Annotated in this window: 2 protein-coding genes; both read left to right on the top strand. The window is 72.3% G+C overall.

All coding sequences use genetic code 11. The annotated features are described in order from the left end of the window. The first annotated feature begins 83 nt into the window (after positions 1 to 83). Positions 84 to 2045: a type I polyketide synthase gene (locus tag ACSNN7_RS28810; RefSeq protein ID WP_436684196.1), complete on the top strand. Its 1962-nt coding sequence runs from the start codon at positions 84 to 86 to the stop codon at positions 2043 to 2045. Between the two features lie 80 nt (positions 2046 to 2125). Next, the coding region (locus tag ACSNN7_RS28805) for a polyketide synthase docking domain-containing protein (RefSeq protein WP_436684195.1) at positions 2126 to 2307 on the top strand (182 nt) is incomplete at its 3' end.

Raw genomic sequence — 2307 nt, 5'->3', positions numbered from 1 at the left:
TTGGCGGGTCAGGGGCGTCGGCGCTTCGGGTGTGGTTGCAGCCGGGCTCTGGTGATGGTGATTCGTTGACGGTGTCGCTGTCGGTGGCTGATGAGTGGGACGTGCCGGTGGCGCGGGTCGACTCCCTGCTCCTGCGACCGCTGAACCGGGAGGCCCTGCTGGCGGCCGGCGCCGCGGCACTCGACGGACTCTTCGCCGTCGAGTGGACGGAACTACCGGTCGACGAGAGCACCGACGAGATCGCGGCATGGCCCAGCCTCGGCGACACACCCTGGCCGGGTGCTGCCCCCTCGTACCCGGACGTGGCGTCCCTGCTGCGGGCCATGGACGCCGGCGCGGCGGCACCGGCACTGGTCGTGGCGCCGACGGCCACCGGCGACGACGGGCCGGTACCGGTGCGAGCCCGGCGAGCCACCTCACAGGTGCTCGACCGGCTGCGGGCGTGGCTGGCCGACGAGCGGCTTGACACCTCCCGGCTGGTGGTGCTGACCCGGGGCGCGGTGGCCACCGGCCCCGCGGACCTGACGGACCTCGCCGGCGCCGGCGTCTGGGGCCTGGTGCGCTCGGCGCAGACCGAGCAGCCCGACCGCTTCATCCTCGTCGACATCGACGACGACCCGCGGTCCGCGGCAGTGCTGCCGGCCGCGGTCGCCACCGGCGAACCGCAACTGCTGGTACGCGGCGGCACGGTCTCCGTGCCCCGGCTGAACCGGGCGGTGACGACCGCGACCGGATCCTCGGCACCGGACTGGGGATCGGGCACCGTCCTGATCACCGGTGCCACCGGCGCCCTCGGCGCGGTGCTGGCCCGCCACCTGGTGACCGAGCACGGGGTGTCCCGGCTGCTGCTGCTGAGCCGACGTGGCGCCGACGCGCCGGGCGCCGGCGATCTGCGCGACGAACTCGCCCGGTTGGGGGCGGTCGCCGACATCGTCGCCTGTGACGTGGCCGACCGGGACGCGCTCGCCGCGGTCCTGGACGCGATACCCGACGAGCAGCCCCTGTCGGCCGTGGTGCACACCGCCGGCGTCCTCGACGACGGTCTGGTCCCGAATCTGACGCCGCAACGGCTCGACGCCGTGCTCCGTCCCAAGGTGGACGCGGCGTGGCACCTGCACGAACTCACCCGGCGGTGGGACCTGTCCGCGTTCGTCGTCTACTCCTCGGTGGCGGGGCTGCTCGGAACGGCGGGCCAGGCCAACTACGCGGCAGGCAACACCTTCCTCGACGCCCTGATCCGGCACCGGCGTGCCCAGGGAATGCCGGGCACGTCGCTCGCGTGGGGTCTGTGGGAGCAGACCAGCGGGCTCACCGATCACCTCGCCGAGGTCGACCTGAAACGGATGGCACGCTTCGGCCTGCTGCCGCTGTCCTCGCAGGACGCGATGGCCCTCTTCGACGCCGCTCAGGCGACGGCCGAGCCGATCCTGGCGTTGACCCGGCTGGATCTGGCCGGACTGCGGGCCCGAGGCGAGCAGCCACCACCGCTGCTCCGCGGACTCGTGCAGATTCCGCGGCGGGCTGCCGACCCGGCGACGGACAGTGCTTCGCTCGTACGTCGCCTGGCCGCCGCCGCCCCACAGGACCGGGACCGGATCCTGGTCGACCTGGTACGCAGCAGCGTGGCGGCGGTGTTGGGCCACGCCGACATCGGCGACGTGGAGGTGGACCGAGCCTTCCAGGAGCTGGGCTTCGACTCGCTGACCGCGGTGGAACTGCGCAACCAGCTCAACGCGGCCACCGGGCTGCGGCTGCCCACCACCCTCGTCTTCGATTACCCGACCCCGGTGGCTCTGGCTGCCCTGCTGCGTGAACAGCTCCCGGTCGACGAGCCGACAGAGGTCCCGGTCCTGAGCGACCTCGACCGGCTGGAGACGATGATCCGCTCCGCGACGTGGGACGCGGCGACCCGGAACGAGATCGACAGCCGTCTGCGCCGTCTGTTGGACGTCCACCACGAGCAGGTCCGCGGGGCGACCGTGGACGCCGACCTTGATTCCGCCAGCGACGAGGAACTCTTCGCCCTCGTCGACGAGTTCGAGTGAACCATCCGGGCCCGCCGCTGCTGCGGCCCGGCACCACCTGATCCATCGATCGCATTCGCCATCCTGGGGAGCTGAACACAATGGCAGACGGGGACAAGCTTCGCGAATACCTCAAGCGCGCCATCGCCGACGCGCACGACGCGCGCCGGCGGCTGCGCGAAGTCGAGGAGAAAGAGCAGGAACCCGTCGCGATCGTGGGGATGGCGTGTCGGTTCCCGGGTGGGGTGTCGTCGCCGGAGCAGTTGTGGCGGTTGGTGGCTGA

This window comes from Micromonospora sp. URMC 105 (genome assembly GCF_051386295.1).
Classification (GTDB): domain Bacteria; phylum Actinomycetota; class Actinomycetes; order Mycobacteriales; family Micromonosporaceae; genus Micromonospora.
This window is presented reverse-complemented; position numbering and strand designations above follow the sequence as displayed.